The following is a 25,158-nucleotide window of genomic DNA, read 5'->3' on the forward strand; positions in this document are numbered from 1 at the left end:
GGCGAAGCGACGTCTAGTAACTTGTTTTAACAGCCGCCGCGGCGGCTAAAGCCTTTTCCTTAGCATCATCGATATCCGCCCCACGCGCCAGTGCGACGCCCATCCGGCGTGTGCCGTTCACTTCAGGTTTACCAAACAGCCGTAACTGAGTGTCGGGGACGGAGAGGGCAGCTTCCAGATTAGAAAAGCTCAGGTTTTGTGATTCACCTTCGACCAGTATTACGGCAGAGGCGGATGGGCCATGCTGCACAATGTTGGGGATCGGCAGGCCTAAGATAGCACGGGCATGCAGGGCGAACTGGGACAGGTCCTGAGAGATCATAGTGACCATGCCGGTATCATGTGGCCGGGGTGATACTTCGCTGAAGTACACCTCATCACCTTTGATAAACAGCTCAACACCGAAGATCCCCCGGCCGCCGAGTGCGCCGGTGACTTTTTCGGCGATCTCTTTCGCCCGGCTCAGCGCTATCCCGCTCATCGCCTGTGGCTGCCAGGACTCACGATAATCACCATCTTCCTGCCGGTGCCCGATTGGCTGGCAGAAGCTGGTGCCCTGAATATGGCGGATGGTCAGCAGGGTGATCTCATAATCGAAATCGACAAAGCCTTCGACAATCACCCGGCCAGCACCGGCGCGACCGCCTTCCTGAGCGTAGGTCCAGCTGGTTTCAATATCCGCAGCGCTTTTAATGGTGCTCTGTCCTTTGCCGGATGAGCTCATAATCGGTTTCACCACACAGGGCATACCAATCTCGGCAACGGCGTTTTCAAAGTCAGTGAAGTTATCGACAAACTGATAGTGGGAGGTAGGAATGCCCAACTCCTCAGCAGCCAGACGGCGGATACCTTCGCGGTTCATGGTCAGGCGCGCGGCATTAGCGGTAGGTACCACATGAAAACCTTCCTGCTCCAGTTCAACCAGGGTATCGGTTGAGATCGCTTCAATCTCGGGGACGATGTAATCGGGTTTTTCAAGCTCAATCACCCGGCGCAGTTCAGCGCCATCCAGCATTGAAAAGGTATAGGAACGATCCGCTACCTGCATCGCAGGCGCGTTCTCATACCGGTCACAGGCGATCACTTCACAACCGTATCGTTGCAGTTCAATCACCACCTCTTTACCCAGTTCGCCAGAACCGCAGAGTAGAATTTTAGTGGCCGACGAGGAGAAGGGAGTACCGATAGTTGCCATGGGGGAGTCCTGTTGGAAAAGGAGGCATTATATTTCAAGATCGCCATCAGCTCTAATCTTAAAATGACGCGGCCTGGAGATCAGAGCCCCAGCCAGCCGATCATTCCCTTAATGGTCACCATCAATGCCGATGCGCCGGAGACCGCCAGTAGCAGTGGTTTAGCCGAGGTGGTCGTTAGCTTTCCGTCGATCAGGCGTGCCAGGAAAAAGCCTAAAAATAACCCCGGCAGCATTTTCAGGCTGAGGTGAGCTGTATGCCAGTCGAGGCTGCCCTGATGGATCAGCATAATGATAGATACCGGTGTACCGATCAGCAGAAAGGCGGCGATCTCACTGCGGGCGGTAATCCGGTCCTGCTGTTGATACACCAGCGCGATCGGAGGCCCCCCCACGGAGGTGGCGGTACCGGTAACGCCGGACAGAAAACCGGCAATGGTCAGGTTGATCGGTGTGGTGGGAATGCTCAAACGCCACAGACTGAGCAGCACGGCACTGAGTACCGAAAAGCCGAAAAACAGACTCAGGGCATACTGTGGTATTGCGACCAGCAGGGCGGCCCCGCACCAGGCCCCCGGAACTCTGGCAATGATAGCGGGCATTACCCTCTTCCAGCGTAACTCCCGGCGCTCGCGGATCACCATCATCAGCGCCAGTCCGAAACCCACTAACAGAATAGGGCCGGGCACATAGACCGGATCGATCAGATAGAGCAGAGGCGCTGCCACCAAACCATAGCCGATCCCCACGACGGTTTGCAGGGCGATACCGCAGGTTACGATCAGGACGGCCAGCAGTTCCGGCAGGGTATATAGCATGGTTTTGGTGCTGTATCGAGATAAGTGAGTAGCCAGTATGCCAGCGGATGAGATGGAGCGGTATACGTTAATAATGAAAAGATGACCCGGTGGCTGGCGGTGCAACCTGTAACCGGGTCATCGGCAGGGCCAGCCCGATTAACATCAGACTGGCCATACTCTCACAGACATCAAAGAGTTAGCGACCACCCGCTCCCTGCCGGGAACGCTCGCTATTTTCCACCAGAACACCTTCGCCGATTCTATTGATTTCGGCCCACAGAGTTTCATCGATATCGATACCGAAATCGACACTGTGCTCTTTATTGAGCCGGATCTGCTCAGCGCTTATATAACGGGCATTCCGGTTGCCTTTCGATTGCTGCAGTGATGAGGTCAGATCAACCCGTGAACTGCAAACAATCGTCATCGTCTGTTTATCTTCCGCGTTGGCTGGCAGGCTGGTGATCGCTTCACTGTAACTTGGGTAGCGTTCGCCTGCATTAATGGCTGCCGTATGTTCGGTTACCGTCTGATTGCCATTTTTCCAGTAGGCGGCCACACTGATGCCACGGCGACCGCAATCGGTCAGCGCTTTAAGGATAAACATCCGGTTGTGGCAGTTATGCACTGTCACCGTTGCGATGCCGTTTTCCAACGCTTTAGCATGGGCGAGATCGACAGATGCGGCGATACAGTTCAGTGCGCTGCGGCCGTTACTGTCGATAATCGCTGAGGTGCTGTCTTCGTAGATCACAGTACTCAGGGACTTGCTGCTGTCATCGCCAATATAGGGCAGGGCGCGCTGCAACTCATCCAGTCCCTTAAGGCCATGTTTTTCCAGCCAGAGAATCATATTGGCAGCATCCTCATAGTTGCCAACATAGTAACCGGTGGCTTCAAAGCAACGACGCAGGGCGGCTTTCAGCTCAATCATAGATACATGCATCAGAGTTCTCCTTGCTGCGCTGGCGCCAGAGGCATGAACCAGTCATCATTGAATGTGTGACCAATATCTTCCAATAGCGGAGCCCCCTGGAACATGGTATTGCGCACCCATAGTTTTGATCGGGGATCAAACTTACCGACACCAAAAAAGGCCAGTTTAGCTCTTAACAGATGCATGGGGAGTATATCCCGGTCCAGCAGATTAGCCTGTATATCGCCATAGATGCAGCGGTTCATACTCTGAATCCGCCGGACAATACCGCGCAGTTTCGGCTGTGCAACCATAAACCGGGCAGTGGAGTGTTGCGGATGTTCACTGATGTACTGACACAGCTGGTCATAGCATTTGCGTACGGCATAACCCACCCCCAGTGCCATCTGTTTCTCTTTTCCATCCTCCTCCCGGGCATCACCCAGGCGAGGTTCCATTTTTTCTTCAGATCGGTACCAGAAAGTGTCTTTTGCGCCGTCCGCAGAAAAGTCCAGCACCAGCGCCCACTGGTAACGTTGCTCGATGACCTGCTTCAGCTGCTGCAGGGGCATCACCGGGTCCAGATCCAGAAACTCCTCGGCGGTGTGATAATCTTCCAGCTCATCAACCAGTTCTGGGTAGAGTTCCAGCATCACTGACACCAGCATCTCCTGTCCCTGCAGTGAACAGTTTTCTTCACTCCATCTGAGCAGAGCATCCCAGCTGCCGATGCCGTTAGCCGTATGCTCTCGAATCGCTTCCAGATCTTTAAGTACCTGCAGATTATTGGCCGTTTGCCAGGCATCTTCGGTGACGGTTTGTTCCGTATGAATAGCACAGCGTTCCAGTAATTCAGGGAATTGCTGGGTGATACGCTTGTTGATGTTACCCAGCACCCGCACCCTTGCCAGCGCCAGTTCCCGCATCTCTACCCATTGGTTAATCAGTAACGGGTGGTTGATCAGGTAGGGAGCCATACCCAGACCGGTTGAATTGCCGATACCGAAGAAACGTTTAATCTCAGGTAACATCGGATGGTAGGTTTCTGGTGTACGGTGCTGTGCAATATGCTCCGCCTGAAGCAGACTGAAGTTCCGTAGCATCAGACAGACAAACATCTCTGCAGCGAAAGGGCGGTTGAAATCGGGGTGGCGGGTAGACACCTTTTCCCAGTCGGCCATACCCAGCTTACCGCTACCGTAAACCGCAGTGGTTCGATACAGATAGCCTACACGGGCTATCTGGGCGACATCGGGTTGTTTACCACAGGCTAACTGATCAACAACATAGTCGAAATTCCGGGCACTACGATTGGCACGGGAGAGTACGAATACCCGTGCATCGACGCGGCCAGCTTCCTGTTTAGGGACATTCTGGCGCAGTTTTTCCAGGTAGAGATCATCAACCTGGCCATCTACCAGCGCCATGGTCAGATCCCACTTTGTGGCGATCACCCGGTCGTTGCGCTCGTCCGGGGAGAGGTAATCGGAAAACAGAACAAAGCTATAGCACTTATTGGGTGTTGTGATTTCGTAGACGACAGTGCCATAGCCCTGCGGGTCGAGTTCAAAGCGAACCGGTTCGATTTGCCAGCGCTCACGCATGATCCGGCGTACCAGGGTGCGCATAAAACTGAGTCGGCTCTGATGAATAGCGCCCAGACGTTCCAGATCCATAACCTGATCAACCGGGCGCAGTGGCAGTGCATTATCGCCTCTCAGGGAAGCCTGTATTGCAGCAGACGTGGTCATTATTGTTATCCTCATAAATAGCAGCACATCTTTTTATAGTTAACAGCATAGATGTGTCCGAAACCTTCAGGAGTCCAGGCTCCTGTCTGCGCGCTACAGGTTTCGTTTGTAATTATTGTATGCAGGGCGCACTACAGGGAGGAGATAACGGCCATTGTCTGTCATGCCCTGCCTGTATGCGATTTATCATGGGCTATAAAAGGGATCACATACAAATCAGAAGGTTATATCGATTAATAAGCAAAACTTATCAAAATAGCTCAAGCTATTATTTTTTCTATACATCTGAACGATGTTTCAGATGGCAAAGATCTGAAAATTTATTCTGAACCTGCTTACGCCGGGCGACTTCTGGCCAGAATAAAGTCCACCAATGCCTGAGCGGGTGGCGTCAGCGATCTGTTTGTCAGTGTGACGATACCGATTCGCCGCACAACCACCGGCGTACTCAACGGAATAAAGCACAGGGTTTCACTCTCTTTGGGGACCGCATACCGGGGTAGTGTCGTTACGCCAAAACCGGCCTCTAACATGGCGATCAGCGATATCATGTTGGAGATGTAGAATTGCGAGTGCCCGATCAGAGGTCGTGCTTCACTGTCTTCCAGCAGGCGGGAGGTACCGTTACCAATCAATCGATGGTTGCGTAACTCTTTCCAGTGTAACTCTTTGAATTCTGCCAGCGGATGATCCTTTGGACATACCACTCCAATCTGATCTTCCCAGATCGGAATAAAGGTTTTATCGCTGTGTTCCTGTTCATGAAACAGGTGAGCGATACCGAAATCTACCTGTTGATTTTCTACCATCCGGTATACCGCGGAAGAGTTATCGTCAAAGAAACTGATATGCAGATCGGGCGTATTGTTAACAAACTCCAATAACAGCTCGGGTAATACCTGGCTTGCAATGGAAGGCACTGATGCCAGACGCAGATGGCCTGTCTTATGTTCGGCCAGCAGTGTCATATCTTCCGAAATCCGGTCGTGATGTTCGATCAGCTCTTTCGCTTTAGGCAGAAAATACTCGCCAAAGGGTGTCAGCTCTGTCTTGGCTGTTTTGGCGTTACGCTTTTCAAACAGCGATTCGCTGAGTTTATTTTCAAGATCACGAATAGACAGGGAAATCGCCGGTTGAGTGCGGTGAGCTTTTTCCGCTGCAGCATGAAAGCCTTTCAGTTCAGCGACCCAGACAAAGTGACGTAATTGAGTAATTTTAAATTCAGGCAGCATGGCATATCCCTCAGATGCATCGGGAGTCGTTGATAAAGTTTGATAAGGAGGCCTTATCAGTAGATATTATTTATTAATTATTCTTATTAAAGCACAGGGCCTATGATTGATCCATCTACATTCAGGAGGTCGATATGTCTGATTCAGTTTTTCGCAATTACATTGCAGGTGAGTGGGTTGAGGGTAATAAGGGTCAGGTGATAAATATCAGCCCGGCCGATATCAGCGATGTGATTGGCAACTATGCTCAGGCCGATAAGGTGCAGACTGAGGCGGCGATTGCGGCGGCAGCTGTCGGTCAGGCTGAGTGGGCAAAGAGTGGTCTGGAGCAACGTTACTCAGTATTAATGGCGATTGGCGATGAGCTGATCGCCCGTAAAGATGAGTTGGGTGAGCTGCTGGCCCGGGAAGAGGGCAAGACACTGGCGGAAGGAGTGGGTGAAACCTATCGTTCAGGTCAGTTTTTCCACTATTACGCGGCAGAAGTACTTCGCCAGATGGGCGAGACTGCTGACTCTGTGCGTCCCGGTATTGAGATTGAAACCCGTCGGGAACCGGTGGGTGTAGTCGGTATTATCACGCCCTGGAATTTTCCTACCGCTACCGGTGCCTGGAAGATCGCTCCGGCGCTGGCTTTTGGTAACGCTGTTGTCTGGAAACCCGCTAATCAGGTACCCGCATCAGCCTGGGCGCTGACTGAAATCATCTCACGACAGGGACTGCCTGCCGGAACGTTTAATCTGGTGATGGGGCCGGGTTCAGAAGTGGGTGATGTGCTGATCAATTCCCGCGGCATTAACGCGCTGACCTTTACCGGTTCTCTTGAAACGGGTCGTAAAGTGGCTGCTGCTACTGCGATCAATCTGGTCAAGTGTCAGTTGGAAATGGGCAGTAAAAATGCACTGGTTGTGCTCGATGATGCGGATCTGGATAACGCAGTCGAATGTGCGGTGGGTGGCGCTTTTGGTGGTACGGGGCAGAAGTGTACCGCGTCTTCCCGCCTGATCGTCACTGAAGGGATTCATGACCGTTTCGTTGAGGCGATGATAGAGCGTATGAAGAAACTGGTTGTCGGTCATCCACTGAAACCCGGGGTCCATATCGGGGCCGTGGCTGATGCCCGACAGATGGAGCAAAACCTTCACTATCTTGAGATCGCTAAGAAAGAGGGCGGCAACCTCATATTCGGTGGCGAAGTGCTGACTGAGGAGACGGAAGGTTACTACATGCAGCCGGCACTGTTCACTGAAACCACAAATCAAATGACCATTAACCGTGAAGAAGCGTTTGCCCCGATCGCCAGTATTATCCGGGTTAAAGATTATAACGAAGCGTTGGCAACCCTGAATGATACCAACTTCGGTCTGACCGGCGGTATCTGCACAGAGTCTTTGAAATACGCGACAGATTTCAAACGTAACGCCAAAACTGGTTGTGTGATGGTAAACCTCCCAACGGCGGGAACTGATTACCATGTGCCGTTTGGTGGCCGTAAAGATTCAAGCTTCGGGCCGCGGGAACAGGGTAGTTATGCTAAAGAGTTTTATACCGTCGTTAAGACTACCTATATCCGTGGTTAACGGAGGCGACTAATGCAATCAATACAAGAACAACACGCTCAGGCACTGCATTCAGAGTTGATCGTTATCGACGGCCTGCAGTACTCCAACTGGGACCGGAAGATCTTCGAACAGCTGCGTGAAGGTGGCGTAACGATGGTGCATGCCACCATTGTTTATCACGAACAGATCAGGGAAACGCTGACCCGCATTGCCGAGTGGAATCGTCTGTTCGAACTGAACAGTGATCTGATCATGCCGGTGCGCAGTGCCGCGGATATCCGCCTGGCAAAGCAGTTGGGTAAGGTTGGCATCATGTTCGGCGCGCAAAACTGCTCTCCCATTGAGGATGATATCGGCATGATTGAGGTGATGCGTGAGCTGAATCTGATGATCATGCAGCTGACCTATAACAATCAGAGCCTGCTTGCCTGTGGTTGTTATGAGGCAGAAGACAGTGGTGTTACCCGCTTTGGGCGTCAGGCGATTAAAGAGATGAACCGGGTGGGCATGATTGTCGATATGAGCCACAGCGGTGAGCGCAGCACACTGGATGCGATCAAAATCTCTGATCGTCCCATTGTCATCTCCCATGCAAATCCGCTCAGTTTTCATGAAGCAAAGCGGAATAAATCAGATCGGGTGCTCCGGGCTCTGGGAGAGTCCGGAGGGTTATTAGGCTTCAGTCTGTATCCATTTCATCTGAAAAATGGCCCGGACTGCACCCTCGGTGACTTCTGTGACATGGTCGCCAGCACCGCCGATATGATGGGCATTGATCAGATCGGTATCGGCACCGATCTGTGTCAGGAGCAACCTCTTTCTGTCCTGGAATGGATGCGAAATGGACGCTGGTCAAAGTCTATGGATTATGGCGAAGGTTCAAAAAGTAATGCCGACTGGCCGCGACCGCTGTCCTGGTTTCGGGATAGCAGAGACTTCCCGAATCTGACGAATGGACTACTGGAGCGGGGGTTTAGCCGTGAGGATGTGGCCAAAATCATGGGTTTGAACTGGCTGAACTTTCTGGACGCCGGGCTTAAACCGCATTCAACTTTTTAAAGTGTCTATGGCTCAGACCTTGAGAGTTCTGCCTGAGCCATAGGTTTACCTGATAACGAATAAATATAATGATCCGTCAGGAGACTACAATGAATCATACAACGCAAACGGCTGTTGCCGGGCAACAGATATGCAATAACGAGGCTGAGATGGCCGGAAAAAAATTACTGGCAGGTGTTGATCTTCCAGTATTTCTGATCAGTGGTGGTGTGCTGGTACTGTTTGCCGTACTGGCTCTTTATGATATTGAGATGATGTCTGGCTGGGTTAACGCCGCCTTTGCTACCTCCACTAAATATTTCGGTGCTTACTGGCAGATTTTGCTGCTACTAACCTTTGTGATCGGCCTGTTTCTGACGCTGGGACGCACCGGATCAGTGGTGTTGGGCGGCGTGAAAGTCCCCGAGATGCCGCTGTTTCAGTGGGTTTCTGTGATTATGTGTACTTTGCTGGCGGGTGGCGGAGTATTCTGGGCTGCTGCTGAGCCGATGGCGCATTTTACCTCGGCGCCGCCGCTTTTTGCGGCTACTGAAGCGGGTACTGCTCAGGCTGCTTATAACGCCCTGGCGCAGAGTTTTATGCACTGGGGATTTCTGGCCTGGGCAATACTGGGAAGCCTGACCGGTATTGTGTTTATGTACCTGCATTATGAAAAAGGGTTGCCTCTTAAACCCCGCACGCTGCTGTACCCGGTTTTTGGTGACAAAGTGATGAGCGGTCCTCTGGGCGCTATTGTCGACTCCAGCTGCGTGCTGGCAGTGGTTGCAGGCACTGTTGGTCCAATCGGTTTTCTTGGGTTACAGGTCAGCTTTGGTCTGGAGAAACTGTTTGGCATTCCCAATACCTATTCAACTCAGTTGATGATCCTCGCAGGTCTGATCGGTATCTATACCCTTTCTGCGGTGAGTGGCGTCACCAAAGGTATTCAGATTCTTAGCCGGGCTAACGTTATTCTGGCGGTTATTTTGATGGCGTTTATCCTGGTCTTTGGCCCGACAGCATTTATTATTGATGGTTTCCTGCAATCCTTTGGGGTCTATCTGGATCAGTTTATTCCGATGGCAACGTTCCGGGCTGATACCGGCTGGCTGGACTGGTGGACTGTGTTCTTCTGGGGCTGGTTTCTGGGCTATGGGCCTTTGATGGCGATGTTTGTTGCACGTATCTCCAAAGGTCGTACCATCCGCGAGATGATCCTGCTGATCTCTGTCGTGGCTCCGGTAATCACCTGTTTCTGGTTTACGATTGTTGGCGGCAGTGGGCTGGCTTATGAGTTGGCGAATCCCGGAGTGATCTCTGAGCCCTTTACCGGATTCAATCTTCCTGCTGCGTTACTGGCGATTACTGAGCAGTTGCCGATGGGCTTTATGATCTCCGTGCTGTTTTTGATTCTGACAACGATCTTTGTGGCGACTACCGGTGACTCAATGACCTATGCCGTTTCTATGGTGATGACCGGTACCGATCATCCACAAAGTTCGGTCAGAGTTTTCTGGGGTATCATGATGGGGGTTGTTGCAGCTCTGCTGATCTCCATAGGTTCTGGCGGTATCTCTGCGCTGCAGTCATTTATTGTGGTGACTGCGGTGCCCGTCTCGCTGGTGTTGCTGCCTTCGCTTTGGACCGCCCCTCAGATAGCCCGCAAAATGGCGGACGAGCAGGGGCTTTAATTAATACGAAATCCTAGTCCGAACACTGTGTTTGTCCGAGTTCCGAGAAAGCGGACAGACACAGTGCCTGACTTTATTCTTGTTCTTATCGGACAAGCTGCACGGGCAACGCTCAGATAAGTACAGTGTTCGGACTTCAAATTGCTATTTTTTATATAAGTGAATTGCTATGAAACAAGCTGTAAAAACTGACCTGTTTGCCTCCAAAGCCCCGCTTGAGTGGGCGGTTATTGCCAATGGCCAGTTATCAACGGCACAGATCCCGATCAATGCTGAAGGTCAGGTTGTAGAGGGCGGAATTGAAGCTCAGGCGCGCCAGACCATGGAAAACTTTAAACACACCCTTGGTGCGGCAGAGCTGACTATGGATGATGTCACTCAGGTACTGATCTATGTTACCGATCGCGAGTATCTACCGGTGTTTAATCAGGTTTATGCGGAGTACTTTAACGCCCCCTATCCGAATCGTGCTGCAATGGTTGTCGCAGGGTTAGCCCGGGAAGAGATGCTTTGTGAAATTGTTGCATACGCTGCGGTTCCTGGCGCATGAGTCAAATAATGTCTGGCTAAGTCCGTTTAGCTGATAAAAACCGCCTTTGTAGGCGGTTTTTGTTGTTATAGACAGGTCATTATTTCCGCCACTTTGCCCATGGATCATCATCGTAGTCAGATGAGTGGTTCGGAGCATCAGATGATTTTCTTTCGGGTTTCCAGCGCTCCTGCTTATCCCGGGCGTTTTCCTGTTTGCTGGAATAGCCGCCGGGCTTTCTGTTTGCTTTATAGCTCTTGGTTTTGCCATGCTCGGCGGCTTTTTTCGCCTGCTTTTCCCGCATCCGCTCAGCATCTTCCAGACTCAGTTCTGCCGGTTCCCGGGGTGTCTGTCCTTCAGGAATAATCCGGTCTCTGGGTGACAGAGCAAACTGTTCAGATGACACTCTTGGCAGATTTTTAAACTTGTACAGGTAGAACAGTTCGACCTTCTCCCGCGCCCAGTCGGTCTTCTTGAGAAATTTAACACTCGACTCAATACTCGGGTTGGTTTTGAAACAGTTGATATTCAGATAGGCATAGAGAATCTCAAAACCGTAGTGATCAACTATCTGGGTGATCAGTTCTTTTAAACCCAGGCCGTGTAACGGATTATTTTTGTAGTTGATCTTATCGTTCATAATAATGTCCGCTAGTCGGTCGAAAAGTTTAAGGTTTCAGAGTGCGTCATCATACCTGTGACGGCTTAGACAATATAGCCAGGCACCGCTTCAATCGTTGTGCATAGTTGGTATTTATTATAATCGAGATGAACTAGCCAGGGGGATTGAACGTATTCAACCTTTGCAACCGGTAAGTGAAGCAACACGTCTGGAGACTTCATGCCGTTCTGTTAGACTGCCAGACAATAGAGATAAGAAAAAATCGACAAGGACTCAGCAATGCCATCAGTCAGTAATGCCATAATCCGAATTAAAAACCTGCGTTTGCGAACCTACATCGGTTTTAACCCGGAAGAGCGTGAGAAACTGCAGGATGTAGTGATCAATATTGAGATCCATTATCCGGCCGAAAAAGCGGCGATCACTGATGATGTAGAAAAAGCCCTGAACTATAAAGTGGTCTGTAAGGATATTATTCAACATGTAGAGGAGGGGCACTTTCTGCTGCTGGAAAAGCTGGTGGGAGATGTGTTGGAGATCGCCACTGGCCACCCCTGGGTCACCTTTGCCAGCGTCACTATTGATAAACCCCATGCCCTGCGGTTTGCGGATTCCGTGTCACTGACACTGGAGAAATACTGCGATTAAGCGGCTGGCCGATTATCTGCGTTTGGTTTCACTGGGGCGTTCGCCAAACATACGCGAATAGTCCTGACTAAAGCGTCCCATATGGGTGAATCCCCAGCGGATGGCGATCTCCGTTACCGATGACTCAGGATCCTGTTTCAGTAACTCTTCCCGTGCTCTCTGCAAGCGGACAGTGCGCAGGTATTCCATTGGACTGGTTTGACGAAAATCTTTAAAACCCGCATACAGTGTGCGTACACTGACGCCCGCCATATCGGCCAGTATTCCCGGCGTTAGTGCTTCATCAGCGTGACTCTCGATATACTCCTCAACCTTTTTAACATGTCGTGGAGCCAGGCTCCGGTCGGGTGTGTTCATGGCGTCGGTGTAGTTGTGGGGTTGGATAGAGATGAGGGTGTTGATGATCAGTTGTTCAAGCTGCAGGGCGATGGTGGGTTGAGTTGTAATCGAGGGCTGATCCTGTAGCAGATGTGCCAGATACATCATCATGTTGCGCCAGACCGGGTTTCGGTGCCAGTTCATATCGGGCTTAAATCGGAGGGGCCCTCGTACTGATCGTCCCAGAATCTGACTGCAGGCCAGTTCCACAGAGTGCCTGTCAATCCTGAACATCAGCTGGTCGCAATCCTCGCTCCAGATCATTGTCAGTGGATCTGACGGGTTAAGAATGGAGGCGGTGTCTTTATCGGTAGAAACGACATTGCTACCGCTGTAGATGTCTGCCTGACCACTGACCGGCATCTGAATCAGATAAAACTGTTCCAGATTGCCTGGGTCGATAACCACTTCGGCACCATATTTAAGCCGGTTGAAGCGGACATTTCCCAGTGCGACGGAGTGTAATCGGGCATCAAGTTTGGATCCCCGTCCATGGATGTCCAGCAGATGCGGTTTATACATCGCTGAGACCTCTTCCCTGACCTGTTCCAGCGTACCCGAACTGAAGACTAATCGCTCGGGGTCACCTTTAAGTGCATCTCTCAGCCAGGGAGACAACGTTAAGTCGGAAGACATCATTTACTACCCTATTTTTATTAATCTAAGTCAATAGATGGTCTCTTATATATTGCATATTGATGAATATAAATATAGTGGGGTTTCCCCGGGGTTTTGTCCAAATTTCACACACTCATCAATAATCTGCGCTAACTGGATAGTCGCTGCACAGACCGGATGGCCAGCGATTACGGGCCTTAGGCCGTTTTCATGAATCATTGAGCTAAATCATTTTTTTGCACCTTGTGGATAGTCGCCGCATTTTTCGGAGCGTATTTGCCTGCCTGATATTCGAGGATGAATAACGATCCAAGAAAAACAACATTCAGGAGGCGTGCTATGGGCACAATGATAGATATCCAGGCAAAAGACGGCAGTGGCAGTTTCAAAGGTTATCTGGCGGTACCCGCTGCGGGCGAGGGGCCCGGTATTGTCCTGCTGCAGGAGATATTTGGTATCAACGATACCATGCGTAAGGTCGCCGATTATTATGCAGAGGAGGGGTATGTAGTACTGGCGCCTGATCTGTTCTGGCGTCAGGAACCCGGCGTTGAGCTGGAATACAGCCCGGCAGAGTGGGAGAAGGCGTTCGGTTTTTATCAGGGCTTCGATCAGGATCTGGGCGTGGAGGATATCGACGCAGCGATCAGTGTTCTCAAAGGACGGTCTGAGTGCAGCGGCAGCGTTGGTGCACTGGGGTTCTGTCTGGGTGCCCGTTTGTCCTATCTGACCGCCTGTCGTTGTGATGTCGATGCGGCCGTCGGTTATTACGGTATGGGCATTGAAAACCATCTGCATGAGGCGGCGAATATCAGTGGCCGCCTGGTGCTGCACTTTGCCGGTAATGATGAGTACTGTCCGGAAGCCTCGCGCAACGCTATCTATGCGGCTCTGGGTGATCAGGAGCAGGTGGAACTGTATACCTATCCCGGCGTTGATCACGCGTTTGCCCGGGCGGGTTCAGAGCATTATGACAAACCTTCCGCTCTGATGGCGCATCAGCGTTCGGTCACCGCATTCCGTCAGGCGATTGGCCCGCATTACGATCTTTCCTACCTTTGGGATAAGCATTGTGAGTATGAGTTTGATACCCGCAATGTGGATGACACCATGGCAACCATGGTGGCTGAACCCTACGTCAACCATATCCCTAATATGACCGGTGGAGTGGGTTATAAAAATCTCTATCGCTTCTACAAAAATCATTTTGTTGATGTGAACCCTGCGGATACGGCGCTTATCCCTATCTCCCGCACCATCGGCGCAACTCAGATTGTTGATGAACTGCTCTTCACCTTTACCCATGACCGGGTCATCGACTGGATGCTGCCAGGCATTGAACCGACCGGAAAATACGTTGAAGTACCGCTGGTGGCGGTGGTCAAGTTCCGTGGCGATAAGCTGTATCACGAGCATATCTACTGGGACCAGGCCTCTGTACTGGTTCAGATTGGCAAGCTTGATCCTCAAGGCCTGCCAGTTGCCGGACGGGAGTCGGCGGCCAAGCTGCTGGATGAAACACTGCCTTCCAATACGCTGATGCCGAACTGGCCCGATAGTGAGGGGCTGGATCAGGGAGGTGCAAAATGAGCCAGTTTAACGACCGTAGTGTCATCGTAACCGGTGGCGCAACCCTGATCGGAGCCGCCGTTGCTGAGGTGTTTATCGAAGCGGGTGCGAGTGTCACCGTGATCGACATCGATACCGAGGCGGGTGTGGCACTGGCCGATCGTCTTGGTGCCAAAGCACAGTTTGTTGCAGCTGATATCACCGACGATGCTCAGTTAACCGCGGCAATACACAGTGCTGAAAGCCGCTTTGGTGGTGTTGATTATCTGATCAATCTGGCCTGCAGCTATCTGGATGAAGGGCAGGACTCTTCCCGGGCAGACTGGCTAACCGCTCTGGATATCAATGTGGTCAGCGCCGTGATGGCGGCTAATATCGCCCGTCCGCTGATGGTTAAACGGGGTGGCGGAGCCATCGTTAATTTCAGCAGCATCTCGTCACAGATCGCCCAGACTGGTCGCTGGCTCTATCCCGTCAGCAAAGCGGCGATCCGCCATCTGACCCGCAGCATGGCGATGGACTTTGCCGACGATGGCATCCGGGTGAACTCGGTTTCTCCGGGCTGGACCTGGTCCCGGGTGATCAATGAAGTCAGTGGCGGCAACCGGGCTAAGGCGGATCAGGTTGCCTCTGATTTCCATATGCTGGGGCGTCTGGGTGACCCCCGTGAAGTGGCCGAAGTGGTGCTGTTTCTCTGTTCTCCACAGGCCAGTTTTGTAACTGCCGCTGATTATGCGGTTGATGGTGGCTATGCCGCGATTGGTCCGGAACAGCGCAGCCCTGCAATCCCTAAACTCGCTGAATAAGCCAGCCATAAAAATAAAATCTGGAGTAAATGTTATGTCACGCAAAATCGCAATTATCGGTGCCGGTCAGTCCGGTCTGCAGACGGGTATTGGCCTTCTGAAAAAGGGTTACCAGGTCACCATGTTATCCAACCGGACCCAGGACGATATTCGTTCCGGCCGGGTCACCTCAAGTCAGTGTATGTTCGATATGGCACTGAATACCGAAAGAGAGCTGGGGCTTAACTTCTGGGAAAACGATTGCCCGCCGGTCGAGGGTATCGGCCTGACGGTGCCCAACCCCGAACGTCCGGGTGAAAAGCTGATCGACTGGGCGGCGCCTATTGACCACAAAGCGCAGTCGGTGGATCAGCGTCTGAAGATGCCGGTATGGATGGATGAGTTTGTTCGTCTGGGTGGCGAACTGGTGTTCCAGGATGCTGGCATTGACGAATTGGAAGCGCTGGCCGCTTCACACGATCTGGTGTTGCTGGCGGCGGGTAAAGGCGAGATCGTCCGTCAGTTTGAACGGGATGCTGAGCGTTCTGTGTTTGATAAACCACAACGGGCTCTGGCACTCACCTATGTACATGGCATGGAGCCTAAAAAAACGTTTTCCCGGGTAGCGTTTAATCTGATTCCCGGTGTCGGTGAATACTTCTGTTTTCCGGCTCTGACCCTGAGCGGTCCCTGCGAAATCATGGTGTTTGAGGGGATTCCGGGAGGTCCGATGGATTGCTGGGGCGATGTCGAAACCCCGCAACAACACCTGGCCCGCAGCCTGGAGATCCTCAATACCTACTGCCCATGGGAAGCGGAGCGTTGCAAAAATATTCAGCTCACCGATGACAATGGTGTACTGGCCGGTCGCTTCCCGCCAACAGTGCGCAAGCCGGTATTGACGCTGCCTTCCGGGCGTAAAGTGCTGGGTATGGCGGATGCGCTGGTGGTCAACGATCCCATTACGGGGCAGGGATCAAACAACGGCGCTAAATGCAGCAAGATCTATCTGGATTCTATCATCGACCGCGCAGACCAGGCGTTTGACGAAAACTGGATGAAGGATACCTTTGAAAAATACTGGGCTTACGCCGAGCAGGTGGTTAGCTGGACCAACAGTATCCTGCTGCCCCCTGAGGAGCATACCCTCAATCTGCTGGGCGCGGCTCAACAGTCTCCTGATCTGGCTAAGACCATTGCGAACGGTTTCAACAATCCAGTCAATCTGATGCCCTGGTGGACTAATGCAGACGCCTGTAATCAGGTGGTTGCTGAGTTCTTCAAGAAGGAGGCCTGAGATGACTGCGTCGAATACACAATCCATAAATGCTGCACCTGCCATTGAAGTCCCACTGATTGATACCCGGGAGCTGCGCAATACGTTTGGCATGTTCGCTACGGGTGTCACGGCGATTACCGCCGTTGGCGAGGACGATCAGTTGGTGGGGATTACCGCTAACTCGTTTTCATCCCTGTCGTTAGATCCGGCACTGATTCTGTGGAGTCTGGTGCTGACTTCACCCAGCGTGGCGGCGTTTGATGAGGGTAAATATTTCAATGTGAATATTCTCAGTCAGAGCCAGGAGGGGCTGGCAATGCAGCTGGCGACCCGCTCTGAAGATAAGTTTGCTGGCGTAGAGTATCGCCTGAGCCCTACCGGGGTGCCGCTGCTGAATGATGCATTGGCAACCCTGCAGTGTCAGGTGGAGTTTACCCGTGTTGCCGGTGATCACCTGCTGATCGTCGGCCGGGTGCTGGATTTTGACCGGGTCGATACGGGTGAGCCGCTGGTGTTCTATCGCGGTGGTTTTAAGCAGCTTTGTGACTGAAACAGATGCCACTGAGCCCGGCTGAGGTCGGGCTTTGATAATACTAATAATCAGGAATAACAACTCATGAAATGTACAGTTAACTATGCTATCGGATGCCTGATCGGGGCATCTTTAATCACAACACCGGTTCAGGCGACCGAGGGCGGTGGCTCGAACTACCCAATGGGGGCTGAAGATCTGTTGGTGGGTGCACTGCCTCCACCGGGTCTGTATCCGCTGATTTACGCTGAGCATTATGAGGCGGATGACTTTAAAGGCAATGATGGCAAAAGCTTGCCGATCAACTTCAATCTGAAAGCCGATGTGCTGGCGCCACGGCTGCTTTATGTCACCGATAAAACTTTGTTCGGTGGTCAGCTGGTGTTTGCCGGTTTGCTGCCGCTGGTTGATCTGGATGTCTCCGTCATGGGGATGAACGATAGCGAATCTGGTATTGGCGATCTCGATCTGACCGCCGCGCTGGCCTTCCATCACAGTCCTCAGTTTCATACCGCTATCGGTGTCGATGTTATCGCTCCCACCGGTGAATATGACTCATCCCGCCTGGCCAATATTGGCCGTAACTACTGGACTGTTCAGGGTATCTACGCCGCTTCTCACATTGATCCTGCCGGATTCAACTGGGGGGTGAAGGTGATGTATGACTACAACTTTGAAAACGATGATACCAACTATCGGTCGGGTCAGGAGCTGCACGCTGATTACTCCCTGGGTTACGGCGTATCACCCAACTGGGTGGTGGGGGTCGGTGGGTATGCCTACAAACAGATAACCGGTGATGAAGTTAATGGCACCGATATCGGCAATAAGGGACAGGCCTTCGCCATCGGTCCAGCGATTAAATATGACAACGGCAAAGGCTTCTTTTTATCCGTTAAGTATCAAAAAGAGATGGCGGTTGAAAACCGGCCTCAGGGTGATGCGTTCTGGATAAAAACGGTTGTGAAGTTTTAATCAATAAGCAGAGCCAGGAGACAGAAACAATGAATACTCATTCGAAACAAACACTGCTTGAGTGGCGCGATAAGGTTGAAAGCTGGACCGATTTCCGTCCCGAAGAAAATGTATACCGGGTGGCCCGCGAGATGTTCACCGATCGTGACCTGTTCGATATCGAAATGGATCTGATTTTTGAGAACACCTGGATCTATGCCTGCCATGAGAGTCAGATTGCCAACCCCCATGATTTTTTTACCATGCAGGCGGGTCGTCAGGCGATGATCATCACCCGTGATGCTAACGGTGAACTGAGTGCACTGATTAATGCCTGTCAGCATCGCGGTGCAACCCTGACCCGGGTATGTCGTGGTAATCAGTCCACTTTCACCTGTCCGTTTCATGCCTGGTGTTATAAGACCGACGGCCGGCTGGTGAAGGTTAAGGCACCCGGTGAATATCCTGATGACTTTGATAAATCCACCCGGGGGCTGCGAAAAGCGCTGATCAGCTCTTACAAAGGGTTTGTGTTTATCAATCTGAATACAGCCTGCACCGAGTCTCTGGAGGACTTCCTCGGTGATGCCCGCATCGGTTTTGACATGATGGTGGCTCAGTCAGAGAACGGTGAGCTGGAAGTGCTGCCAGGCTCTTCCTCCTATACCTTTGATGGTAACTGGAAGCTGCAGAACGAAAATGGTCTTGATGGTTATCACGTCAGTACTGTGCACTATAACTATGTTGCGACGGTGCAATACCGGCAGCAGCTGGAAACAGAAAAGCACGGTGCCGGCAAAAAAGTGCTCGACTATAGCAAACTGGGGGCGGGGGATAAGGAGACCGATGATGGTTGGTTTGCCTTTAACAACGGTCACACCATTCTTTTCAGTGATATGCCCAATCCAGAGGTTCGCCCTGGCTATGCCGCGGTTATGCCCCGTCTGATCGAAGAGTATGGCGAGAGTCGGGCGCAGTGGATGATGCACCGTCTACGCAACCTCAACATCTACCCGAGTCTGTTCTTTATGGACCAGATCAGTTCGCAGTTGCGGGTTGTCCGACCGGTTGCCTGGAATAAAACTGAAGTGCATAGCTTCTGCCTCGGCGTGAAAGGTGAGTCCGATGCCGACCGGGAAAACCGCATTCGTCAGTTTGAGGATTTCTTTAATGTCTCCGGTATGGGAACACCGGACGATCTGGTGGAGTTTCGCGAAGCTCAGAAAGGCTTTGAAGCGCGTCTGGAACGCTGGAATGACATCTCCCGTGGCTGTGATAAGTGGACCCGCGAGGCCACTGCGAACACCAAAGCGCTGGGGATTAATCCGGCTATCACCGGCACTGAGTTTACCCATGAAGGGCTCTACGTTAATCAGCACTCTACCTGGCAGCGTTACCTGCTGCAGGGGTTGGATCTTAAGCTGCAGCAACAGGAGGCAAAGTGATGACTAATGCAATGCAACACGCGGCTCTGCAGAGTATTGAGCAGTTTCTGTACCAGCAGTCTGAATATTGTGATCTCCAGCAGTGGGATGAATATCTGGCAACATTCGATGAAAACGCCGAATTTCACATCCCTCAATGGGACTCCGAGCATGTGCATACCACGGATCCTAAGCGGGAGATGTCACTGATCTACTATGCCACCCGGGCCGGTCTTGAAGACCGGGTGTTCCGCATCCGCACCGGTAAGTCGGCGGCCTGCACGCCGATGCCAAGAACGTTGCATCTGCTGAGCAATGTCCAGGGCGAGGAGCAAGCCGATGGCAACTGGAAAGTGAAGGTTAACTGGGTGACGCATTTTTACCGTTTCGGCGAGTCTGAAGCCTTCTTCGGCCGGGCAGAGTATACCCTTCGGCCAGACAGCGACAGTTGGAAAGTGCTACGTAAACAAGCAATTTTACTGAACGATAAGATTCGTCATGTGCTTGATTTCTATCACGTCTGATCGCGAGTCAGTCCGGTTATAAGATCGTCAGATCATAATGCAGAGCCCTCTTTTATCCCCTTCGGGGGGCTCTGCAACGGTCTGTCGTGTGTCAACTCCGGCCTTTGAACAGGTGAAGAGTTTGTGAGGTGTTATATGAATAAAGTGGCTTTGAATTTCAGTGATGGCCGCACCCGGTTTATCGGTGTTAATAGTGGAGAAACTGTGCTTGATGCAGCGCTGCGCCAGGGCATTACAATTCCGGTGGATTGCCGTGAGGGAGTCTGTGCTACCTGTAAAGGGCTCTGTAGCTCGGGCAACTATCAGCTTGAATATGTTGATGAGGATGCCCTGAGTGCTGCGGAGCTTAAGCAGGGCGGTGTTCTCACCTGCCAGATGCGGGTGGCATCCGATTGCGCGATAGCGTTTGATTTTGAGTCAACGCTCTGCACCAGCAGTGGCCCGGAAGAGCTGACAGCGGTGATTACCAACGTTGATCTGGTGTCTGAATCGGCCGCAGTCGTCTACATCGATGCTCAGGCACTGGGTGATCAACTGGATTTTCTGCCGGGGCAGTATGCTCATGTGAATGTTCCTGGCACTGACGAGTGGCGTTCCTACTCTTTTGCCTGCGCGCCTAATAAGACTAATCAGCTGCAGTTTCTGATCCGTCTTTTGCCCCAGGGGGTGATGAGTGATTATCTGCGTGAACGTGCCAACCCCGGTGACCGGATGAAACTTAAGGCGCCACTGGGAGCGTTCTATCTGCATCAGATAAAACGCCCGCTGATCTTTGTCGCCGGTGGAACCGGGCTGGCCGCGTTTCTCGGAATGCTTGATCAGCTGGTTGAGAATCCTGAACGTTGCGATCAGCCAATCACGCTGTTTTATGGTGTTACTCAGATGGCCGATCTGTGTGAGATCGAACGACTTCAGCAGTATGCCGAAAAGTTACCCGATTTCACTTGCCATAGCATCGTCATGAAAGAAAACGAGGACTGGCCGGGGACTGTTGGGGTGGTCACCGATCTGTTTGAGGATAGTCATTTCAACAACGGCGAGGTTGATCTCTACCTGTGTGGGCCACCGCCGATGGTGGACGCCGTAAAGGGCTGGCTGGATCAACGGGATATGGCCAATAGCACCATCCATTATGAGAAATTTTCCGCCAGTTAGTCCGCTTTAAACAGCACCTTTCATATTCTCTCATCGACTGTCACTTACAATGCCTGGATATCATAGTGATCGATATCCGGGTATTTCCCCTCAGGCTGTAAGTCATCTTTTCTTCTTTGACCCCTTTCGCTAACGCTTTTCATCGCTCATCAGTGTTATCCAGAATTAGCTTACTGTACTATAATCGGCTGTTCTTCGAGGCCATCTGCTGCTCAGTTTCGATTTCTTAGGTTTATAAACCGGGTAACCTGAATAAGGCTCGATGTTATTAATTATATAAATCAATAGGTTAAATATTGATATGTTGCTAATGATCGATAACTACGACTCGTTTACCTATAACGTCGTGCAATATCTGGGTGAGCTGGGCGCTGATGTTCAGGTGTATCGTAATGATGAAATTACCATTGAGCAGATCGAAGCCCTGAATCCCTCTCAACTGGTGATCTCTCCCGGTCCCTGTACGCCGAACGAGGCGGGTATCTCGGTGGCGGCGATCAAACATTTTGCCGGTAAACTGCCGATCTTTGGTATCTGTCTGGGACATCAGAGTATGGGGCAGGCCTTTGGCGGTGATGTGGTGCGTGCCCGTCAGGTGATGCATGGCAAGGTTTCACCGGTATATCATAACAATACAGGGGTCTTTGAAGGACTGGAAAATCCGGTATCGGTGACCCGCTATCACTCGCTGGTGATCGATAAAAATACTTTGCCAGACTGTCTGGAGATCACCGCCTGGACTCAGAATGATGATGGCTCTGTCGATGAGATCATGGGTGTGCGGCATAAAGAGCTGGATATTGAGGGGGTGCAGTTCCACCCAGAATCTATCCTCACTCAGCAGGGCCATGATCTGCTGCAAAACTTTTTGAATCGAGCATAAGGACGACACAATGGATATCAAAGAAGCGCTGGCGCGGGTAGTTGATCATATTGATCTGAGCCGTGACGAAATGGTTGAAGTGATGCGTCAGGTGATGACGGGTGAATGCTCTGAATCACAGATCGCCGGTTTTCTGGTGGCGCTGCGGATGAAGAGTGAATCGATTGACGAGATCACCGGTGCCGCCCAGGTGATGCGGGAACTGGCAACGCCGGTAAACGCCACCGCTGCACCGTTGGTCGATATTGTCGGTACCGGTGGCGATGGTGCAAACCTGTTTAACGTTTCGTCTGCCAGTGCTTTTGTTGCTGCAGCCTGTGGCGTTCATGTGGCCAAGCATGGTAACCGTGGGGTTTCCTCCAGCAGTGGCAGTGCTGATCTGCTGGAGCAAGCCGGCATTAACCTCGATCTGGGCGCGGATGCTGTAGCCCGCTGTATCGATGACGTTGGTGTCGGCTTTATGTTTGCACCGGGTTTTCATGGCGCGATGAAACATGCCATCGGCGCGCGCCGAGCCCTGGGCACCCGAACCATGTTTAATATTCTCGGCCCGATGACTAATCCGGCCGGAGCGCAGCGCCTGGTGATCGGTGTATTTACCAAAAAACTGTGTCGACCAATGGCTGAAGTGATGCAGCAACTGGGTGGCGAACACATCATGGTAGTACATGCGGATGACGGCCTGGATGAGATCAGCCTGGCAACCCATACCTATGTGGCTGAGCTGAAAGACGGTGAAATAACCGAATACCGTTTGTCACCAGAAGACCTCGGGATTGAAAGCCAGAGTCTGATCGGTCTGGTAATCGATAGCCCGGCTCAGTCGCTGGAGCTGATTAAAAAGGCATTCTCCGGTGCTGAAGATGTTGCAGTTAAGAAGGCGGCGTCTATGGTGGCACTGAATGCGGGAGCTGCGGTTTATCTGAGCGGTCTGGCTGCCAGCCATAAAGAGGGTGTGGCAAAAGCCCTGGAAGCGATCAACTCGGGCGCAGCACTGAAGAAAATGCAACAGCTGGCGGATTTCAGCCAGTCGCTGAAGGACTGAACAACGATGACCGATACACCCACCGTGCTGAAAAAAATAATTGCACGGAAATATGAAGAGATTGCTGAACGTCAGCCGGTAAAGAGTATTGCTGATTTGAAAGCGCAGATTGCTGATCAGCAGGGCAGCGCCACGGATCCCCGTGGTTTTGTCGCGAATATGGCGAAAACACTGGCTGAAGGGCGTTCTGCTATTATTGCGGAAGCGAAAAAAGCCAGCCCCTCCAAAGGCGTGATTCGTGATCCTTTTGTGCCAGCGGATATTGCCCGTTCCTACGAGGCGGGTGGTGCCAGCTGTCTGTCTGTACTCACCGATGCGGATTTCTTTCAGGGCAGCGAAGCTTTCCTGATGGAAGCGCGTGCCGCCTGTTCCCTGCCGGTTATTCGTAAGGATTTTATTGTTGATCCTTATCAGATTTATGAAGCCCGGGCGATCGGTGCTGACTGCATTTTGCTGATTGTGGCAGCACTGGAAGATGCGCAGATGGCTGACCTGAATGCCCTGGCACTGGAGCTGGGTATGGATGTGCTGATTGAGGTGCATAACCTGGCTGAACTGGAACGCTCTCTGCCGCTTGGTAATACGCTGGTGGGGATCAATAACCGTAATCTGCACACCTTTGAAGTGTCACTTGATCACACTTTTGAACTGCTGGATAGAGTGCCTGAGGATCGTATTGTCGTTACCGAAAGCGGCATTCTCTGCCGTGACGATGTCATCGCCATGCGTGAGCACAGGGTTGACAGCTTCCTCGTGGGGGAAGCCTTTATGCGGGCTGCAGATCCAGGTCAGAAGCTGGCCGAATTGTTCGCCAAATAATAATGATTGAAAGAAGATACTGAGACTATGCAAGCAAAAGTAAAATGGGATGGCGATGTCCGTTTCAAGGGAACCACCGGTTCCGGATTTGATATCACCATTGATGGCGAGCTGAAGCAGGGCCCACGCCCGATGGAGCTGATGTTGCTGGGTCTGGGTGGCTGCACCTCATATGATGTGATCGGTATTCTGAAAAAGACCCGTCAGGATGTGGTGGACTGCGTGGCGGAGATCGATGCTGAACGTGCCGATGCGGTACCTGCTGTGTTTACCAAAATCCATGTGAAATTCATTGTTTCCGGTCGCGGCCTGAACGAGAAAAAGGTTGAGCGTGCGGTAAAACTGTCGGCTGAGCAGTACTGCTCAGCATCCCTGATGCTGGAAAAGGGTGGCGTAGAGATTACCCATAGCTTTGAGATTGTTGAGGTGGAATAAGAGCCGTTGCTCGTTGCTCGATAAAAGCCTTCTTTGTATTTGTAGGAGCGGCTTCCAGCCGTGAATTGAAATTCTCACATATTTCTCGCGGCTGGAAGCCGCTCCTACAATTAAAATGGCTGTATTAATTGGGGGCAGTACAGCAGTCAACCCTAGCCCCAATTACTTCATTTCTTCCAGCAAAATCTCCGTATCTTCCACCCTTGCATAGGCAAATCCCAGTGCCGCCATAAATGAGGCGTGCACCTGCTCAGCGGGGATGGTGATGCCATTAAATTCCTGATCCATTGTTGCACAGGCGTCCTGAGCGACGGTGACGTTATACCCCAGATCCGCTGCGGCACGCACCCCGGCATCGATACACATATGGCTCATCGCGCCGGCCACAATCAGATTTTCTATATTCCGGCTTTTGAGGATCTCTTGCAGATCTGTTTCTTTAAAACTGTTTGCTGAGTGTTTCAAAATAACCGGTTCATCGTTTACAGCGGCAACGCTGCTGTGAATCTGAGCGCCCTGCGATCCCGGTGTAAAGAAGGGGGCTTCATCGGTTTCAAACTCATGGCGTACATGGATAACCGGCATCTGCTTCTGACGAAAAGCGGCCAGTAGTTTTGCGCCGTTATCCGTAGCGCGCTGAGTGTTAGTCAGTTCCCATTTGCCGCCGGGAAAATAGTCATTCTGAAAGTCGATTAACAGCAGTGCTGTGTTCGGCTGAACCTGTGTCATAGCGATACCTCTATCAATAATATTGGTTGATATGGCTATTATCTGTTG

Annotated in this window: 25 protein-coding genes; 17 read left to right on the forward strand and 8 right to left on the reverse strand. The window is 51.8% G+C overall.

Features of this window, described 5'->3' with window-relative positions:
• Positions 1-13: 13 nt before the first annotated feature.
• The 5 genes from purT to OCU43_RS03960 all read right to left on the reverse strand — a co-directional run bounded on the left by purT (position 14) and on the right by OCU43_RS03960 (position 5,891).
• The gene (gene purT / locus OCU43_RS03940; protein ID WP_091360073.1) at positions 14-1,195 is read right to left on the reverse strand and encodes a formate-dependent phosphoribosylglycinamide formyltransferase; all 1,182 of its coding nucleotides are present in this window, start codon (positions 1,193-1,195) and stop codon (positions 14-16) included.
• A gap of 80 nt (positions 1,196-1,275) precedes the next feature.
• Positions 1,276-2,010, reverse strand: a complete 735-nt coding sequence (locus tag OCU43_RS03945; protein WP_091360071.1) for a sulfite exporter TauE/SafE family protein — start codon at positions 2,008-2,010, stop codon at positions 1,276-1,278.
• Between the two features lie 178 nt (positions 2,011-2,188).
• Positions 2,189-2,938, reverse strand: a complete 750-nt coding sequence (locus tag OCU43_RS03950; protein WP_091360069.1) for a DUF3726 domain-containing protein — start codon at positions 2,936-2,938, stop codon at positions 2,189-2,191.
• The gene (locus OCU43_RS03955; protein WP_091360068.1) at positions 2,938-4,659 is read right to left on the reverse strand and encodes a hypothetical protein; all 1,722 of its coding nucleotides are present in this window, start codon (positions 4,657-4,659) and stop codon (positions 2,938-2,940) included. Before OCU43_RS03955 ends, OCU43_RS03950 begins: the two co-directional genes overlap by 1 nt.
• A gap of 335 nt (positions 4,660-4,994) precedes the next feature.
• Entirely contained in the window at positions 4,995-5,891 is an 897-nt protein-coding gene (locus OCU43_RS03960) for a LysR family transcriptional regulator (protein ID WP_091360066.1), read from the reverse strand.
• A 134-nt stretch (positions 5,892-6,025) separates the two neighbouring features.
• Between OCU43_RS03960 and OCU43_RS03965 the strand changes: the two genes are divergently transcribed.
• From OCU43_RS03965 to OCU43_RS03980, 4 genes are all read left to right on the forward strand, one after another.
• Complete coding sequence (locus tag OCU43_RS03965; protein WP_091360064.1) at positions 6,026-7,471, forward strand: aldehyde dehydrogenase family protein; 1,446 nt, start codon at positions 6,026-6,028, stop codon at positions 7,469-7,471.
• A 45-nt stretch (positions 7,472-7,516) separates the two neighbouring features.
• On the forward strand, positions 7,517-8,512 hold the full coding sequence (locus OCU43_RS03970; RefSeq protein WP_175483559.1) for a dipeptidase: 996 nt from the start codon (positions 7,517-7,519) through the stop codon (positions 8,510-8,512).
• An 89-nt stretch (positions 8,513-8,601) separates the two neighbouring features.
• Positions 8,602-10,182, forward strand: a complete 1,581-nt coding sequence (locus tag OCU43_RS03975) for a BCCT family transporter (protein WP_091360062.1) — start codon at positions 8,602-8,604, stop codon at positions 10,180-10,182.
• A 169-nt stretch (positions 10,183-10,351) separates the two neighbouring features.
• Entirely contained in the window at positions 10,352-10,732 is a 381-nt protein-coding gene (locus tag OCU43_RS03980) for a RidA family protein (protein ID WP_091360061.1), read from the forward strand.
• 79 nt (positions 10,733-10,811) lie between these two features.
• On the opposite strand, the gene OCU43_RS03985 is transcribed toward OCU43_RS03980, so the two are convergent.
• Positions 10,812-11,351, reverse strand: coding sequence for a VF530 family protein (locus OCU43_RS03985; RefSeq protein WP_091360059.1), 540 nt, complete (start codon positions 11,349-11,351; stop codon positions 10,812-10,814).
• A gap of 261 nt (positions 11,352-11,612) precedes the next feature.
• On the opposite strand from OCU43_RS03985, the gene folX reads away from it, so the two are divergent.
• Positions 11,613-11,981 (forward strand): dihydroneopterin triphosphate 2'-epimerase, encoded by a 369-nt coding sequence (folX, locus tag OCU43_RS03990; protein ID WP_091360057.1) that lies wholly within the window; start codon positions 11,613-11,615, stop codon positions 11,979-11,981.
• A gap of 12 nt (positions 11,982-11,993) precedes the next feature.
• Here the strand turns inward: folX and OCU43_RS03995 are convergent, their stop codons facing one another.
• Entirely contained in the window at positions 11,994-12,998 is a 1,005-nt protein-coding gene (locus OCU43_RS03995; protein WP_217647453.1) for an AraC family transcriptional regulator, read from the reverse strand.
• Between the two features lie 318 nt (positions 12,999-13,316).
• Here OCU43_RS03995 and OCU43_RS04000 point away from each other — a divergent pair, with 318 nt between their 5' ends.
• The 12 genes from OCU43_RS04000 to OCU43_RS04055 all read left to right on the forward strand — a co-directional run bounded on the left by OCU43_RS04000 (position 13,317) and on the right by OCU43_RS04055 (position 24,381).
• Positions 13,317-14,567: a dienelactone hydrolase family protein gene (locus OCU43_RS04000; protein WP_091360056.1), complete on the forward strand. Its 1,251-nt coding sequence runs from the start codon at positions 13,317-13,319 to the stop codon at positions 14,565-14,567.
• Positions 14,564-15,352, forward strand: a complete 789-nt coding sequence (locus OCU43_RS04005) for an SDR family oxidoreductase (RefSeq protein WP_091360054.1) — start codon at positions 14,564-14,566, stop codon at positions 15,350-15,352. The genes OCU43_RS04000 and OCU43_RS04005 overlap by 4 nt, the downstream gene beginning before the upstream one ends.
• Before the next feature lie 34 nt (positions 15,353-15,386).
• Entirely contained in the window at positions 15,387-16,628 is a 1,242-nt protein-coding gene (locus tag OCU43_RS04010; protein ID WP_091360053.1) for a styrene monooxygenase/indole monooxygenase family protein, read from the forward strand.
• Between the two features lies 1 nt (position 16,629).
• Positions 16,630-17,160 (forward strand): flavin reductase family protein, encoded by a 531-nt coding sequence (locus OCU43_RS04015; protein ID WP_091360051.1) that lies wholly within the window; start codon positions 16,630-16,632, stop codon positions 17,158-17,160.
• Positions 17,161-17,226: 66 nt separating this feature from the next.
• On the forward strand, positions 17,227-18,117 hold the full coding sequence (locus OCU43_RS04020; protein WP_091360049.1) for a SphA family protein: 891 nt from the start codon (positions 17,227-17,229) through the stop codon (positions 18,115-18,117).
• Positions 18,118-18,146: 29 nt separating this feature from the next.
• Positions 18,147-19,541, forward strand: a complete 1,395-nt coding sequence (gene antA / locus OCU43_RS04025) for an anthranilate 1,2-dioxygenase large subunit (RefSeq protein WP_091360048.1) — start codon at positions 18,147-18,149, stop codon at positions 19,539-19,541.
• Positions 19,541-20,044, forward strand: a complete 504-nt coding sequence (antB, locus tag OCU43_RS04030) for an anthranilate 1,2-dioxygenase small subunit (RefSeq protein WP_091360046.1) — start codon at positions 19,541-19,543, stop codon at positions 20,042-20,044. The genes antA and antB overlap by 1 nt, the downstream gene beginning before the upstream one ends.
• 135 nt (positions 20,045-20,179) lie before the next feature.
• The gene (gene antC, locus OCU43_RS04035; protein WP_091360044.1) at positions 20,180-21,199 is read left to right on the forward strand and encodes an anthranilate 1,2-dioxygenase electron transfer component AntC; all 1,020 of its coding nucleotides are present in this window, start codon (positions 20,180-20,182) and stop codon (positions 21,197-21,199) included.
• Between the two features lie 301 nt (positions 21,200-21,500).
• Positions 21,501-22,082 (forward strand): aminodeoxychorismate/anthranilate synthase component II, encoded by a 582-nt coding sequence (locus tag OCU43_RS04040; protein ID WP_091360042.1) that lies wholly within the window; start codon positions 21,501-21,503, stop codon positions 22,080-22,082.
• Positions 22,083-22,092: 10 nt separating this feature from the next.
• Positions 22,093-23,127 carry an anthranilate phosphoribosyltransferase gene (gene trpD, locus OCU43_RS04045; RefSeq protein ID WP_091360039.1) on the forward strand — a complete coding sequence of 345 codons (1,035 nt, stop codon included), beginning with the start codon at positions 22,093-22,095 and terminating at the stop codon, positions 23,125-23,127.
• Positions 23,128-23,133: 6 nt separating this feature from the next.
• On the forward strand, positions 23,134-23,946 hold the full coding sequence (trpC, locus tag OCU43_RS04050; RefSeq protein ID WP_091360037.1) for an indole-3-glycerol phosphate synthase TrpC: 813 nt from the start codon (positions 23,134-23,136) through the stop codon (positions 23,944-23,946).
• A gap of 27 nt (positions 23,947-23,973) precedes the next feature.
• Positions 23,974-24,381: an OsmC family protein gene (locus tag OCU43_RS04055; protein ID WP_091360036.1), complete on the forward strand. Its 408-nt coding sequence runs from the start codon at positions 23,974-23,976 to the stop codon at positions 24,379-24,381.
• 162 nt (positions 24,382-24,543) lie between these two features.
• Here OCU43_RS04055 and OCU43_RS04060 read toward each other — a convergent pair whose 3' ends face one another.
• Positions 24,544-25,110 (reverse strand): cysteine hydrolase family protein, encoded by a 567-nt coding sequence (locus tag OCU43_RS04060; RefSeq protein WP_091360034.1) that lies wholly within the window; start codon positions 25,108-25,110, stop codon positions 24,544-24,546.
• Between the last annotated feature and the right edge of the window lie 48 nt (positions 25,111-25,158).

Origin of the sequence: Amphritea atlantica (assembly GCF_024347255.1) — a bacterium.
In the GTDB taxonomy this organism is placed as follows: domain Bacteria; phylum Pseudomonadota; class Gammaproteobacteria; order Pseudomonadales; family Balneatricaceae; genus Amphritea; species Amphritea atlantica.

What these genes read in the sequence shown, in the direction of transcription:
- purT (WP_091360073.1), bottom strand. Translation starts at nt 1,195, where the DNA reads ATGGCAACTATCGGTACTCCCTTCTCCTCGTCGGCCACTAAAATTCTA.
- OCU43_RS03945 (WP_091360071.1), bottom strand. Translation starts at nt 2,010, where the DNA reads ATGCTATATACCCTGCCGGAACTGCTGGCCGTCCTGATCGTAACCTGC.
- OCU43_RS03950 (WP_091360069.1), bottom strand. Translation starts at nt 2,938, where the DNA reads ATGCATGTATCTATGATTGAGCTGAAAGCCGCCCTGCGTCGTTGCTTT.
- OCU43_RS03955 (WP_091360068.1), bottom strand. Translation starts at nt 4,659, where the DNA reads ATGACCACGTCTGCTGCAATACAGGCTTCCCTGAGAGGCGATAATGCA.
- OCU43_RS03960 (WP_091360066.1), bottom strand. Translation starts at nt 5,891, where the DNA reads ATGCTGCCTGAATTTAAAATTACTCAATTACGTCACTTTGTCTGGGTC.
- OCU43_RS03965 (WP_091360064.1), top strand. Translation starts at nt 6,026, where the DNA reads ATGTCTGATTCAGTTTTTCGCAATTACATTGCAGGTGAGTGGGTTGAG.
- OCU43_RS03975 (WP_091360062.1), top strand. Translation starts at nt 8,602, where the DNA reads ATGAATCATACAACGCAAACGGCTGTTGCCGGGCAACAGATATGCAAT.
- OCU43_RS03980 (WP_091360061.1), top strand. Translation starts at nt 10,352, where the DNA reads ATGAAACAAGCTGTAAAAACTGACCTGTTTGCCTCCAAAGCCCCGCTT.
- OCU43_RS03985 (WP_091360059.1), bottom strand. Translation starts at nt 11,351, where the DNA reads ATGAACGATAAGATCAACTACAAAAATAATCCGTTACACGGCCTGGGT.
- folX (WP_091360057.1), top strand. Translation starts at nt 11,613, where the DNA reads ATGCCATCAGTCAGTAATGCCATAATCCGAATTAAAAACCTGCGTTTG.
- OCU43_RS03995 (WP_217647453.1), bottom strand. Translation starts at nt 12,998, where the DNA reads ATGATGTCTTCCGACTTAACGTTGTCTCCCTGGCTGAGAGATGCACTT.
- OCU43_RS04000 (WP_091360056.1), top strand. Translation starts at nt 13,317, where the DNA reads ATGGGCACAATGATAGATATCCAGGCAAAAGACGGCAGTGGCAGTTTC.
- OCU43_RS04005 (WP_091360054.1), top strand. Translation starts at nt 14,564, where the DNA reads ATGAGCCAGTTTAACGACCGTAGTGTCATCGTAACCGGTGGCGCAACC.
- OCU43_RS04010 (WP_091360053.1), top strand. Translation starts at nt 15,387, where the DNA reads ATGTCACGCAAAATCGCAATTATCGGTGCCGGTCAGTCCGGTCTGCAG.
- OCU43_RS04015 (WP_091360051.1), top strand. Translation starts at nt 16,630, where the DNA reads ATGACTGCGTCGAATACACAATCCATAAATGCTGCACCTGCCATTGAA.
- OCU43_RS04020 (WP_091360049.1), top strand. Translation starts at nt 17,227, where the DNA reads ATGAAATGTACAGTTAACTATGCTATCGGATGCCTGATCGGGGCATCT.
- antA (WP_091360048.1), top strand. Translation starts at nt 18,147, where the DNA reads ATGAATACTCATTCGAAACAAACACTGCTTGAGTGGCGCGATAAGGTT.
- antB (WP_091360046.1), top strand. Translation starts at nt 19,541, where the DNA reads ATGACTAATGCAATGCAACACGCGGCTCTGCAGAGTATTGAGCAGTTT.
- antC (WP_091360044.1), top strand. Translation starts at nt 20,180, where the DNA reads ATGAATAAAGTGGCTTTGAATTTCAGTGATGGCCGCACCCGGTTTATC.
- OCU43_RS04040 (WP_091360042.1), top strand. Translation starts at nt 21,501, where the DNA reads ATGTTGCTAATGATCGATAACTACGACTCGTTTACCTATAACGTCGTG.
- trpD (WP_091360039.1), top strand. Translation starts at nt 22,093, where the DNA reads ATGGATATCAAAGAAGCGCTGGCGCGGGTAGTTGATCATATTGATCTG.
- trpC (WP_091360037.1), top strand. Translation starts at nt 23,134, where the DNA reads ATGACCGATACACCCACCGTGCTGAAAAAAATAATTGCACGGAAATAT.
- OCU43_RS04055 (WP_091360036.1), top strand. Translation starts at nt 23,974, where the DNA reads ATGCAAGCAAAAGTAAAATGGGATGGCGATGTCCGTTTCAAGGGAACC.
- OCU43_RS04060 (WP_091360034.1), bottom strand. Translation starts at nt 25,110, where the DNA reads ATGACACAGGTTCAGCCGAACACAGCACTGCTGTTAATCGACTTTCAG.